This window comes from Dellaglioa sp. CoH-57-MRSF-18 (assembly GCF_056781995.1).
In genome coordinates this window covers 1-387 of the sequence record NZ_JBXAXX010000121.1, presented here as the reverse complement: position 1 = coordinate 387, position 387 = coordinate 1, and the positions used below count along the sequence as shown (strand labels likewise).

Annotated in this window: 1 protein-coding gene; it reads right to left on the bottom strand. The window is 56.1% G+C overall.

All coding sequences use genetic code 11. The annotated features are described in order from the left end of the window. Window positions 1-242, bottom strand: a 242-nt coding sequence (locus AC1RPG_RS08365; RefSeq protein ID WP_481762529.1) for a hypothetical protein, incomplete at its 3' end; no start/stop codon positions are given. Between the last annotated feature and the right edge of the window lie 145 nt (window positions 243-387).

The window sequence follows — 387 nt, the reverse complement described above, 5'->3', positions numbered from 1 at the left end:
ACGACCAGCGTGTCATCAGCGTTCTTCTCGCCAGCGAAGCGCTCACGGCGATGACCACACGACGGACCCGGCACGCAATGACCGCCCGTCATGTAGCAGCGGAAGCCGTTGTTCGTGGCGTAAGTCTGGGCGACAACAACCTCGCGCAGCGGGCACTCCTGTGCCGCGTACCCCGGATGCTCATCGAAACCTGCGGAACCCGGAAGCAGGGTACGCTGCTCAGGCAATTCAGTATTCTTCATTTTTGCACCTCCTAAATTCGATGTCGTAACTATAAAACAGGAATCAGCGAAATGCAAGCACAAAAAGAAAACCCGGCACGTGCCGGGTTCTGATTACTGCTCGATCGATTCAAAGCGCACTAGATACGCGCGTGTTGCACGGGAT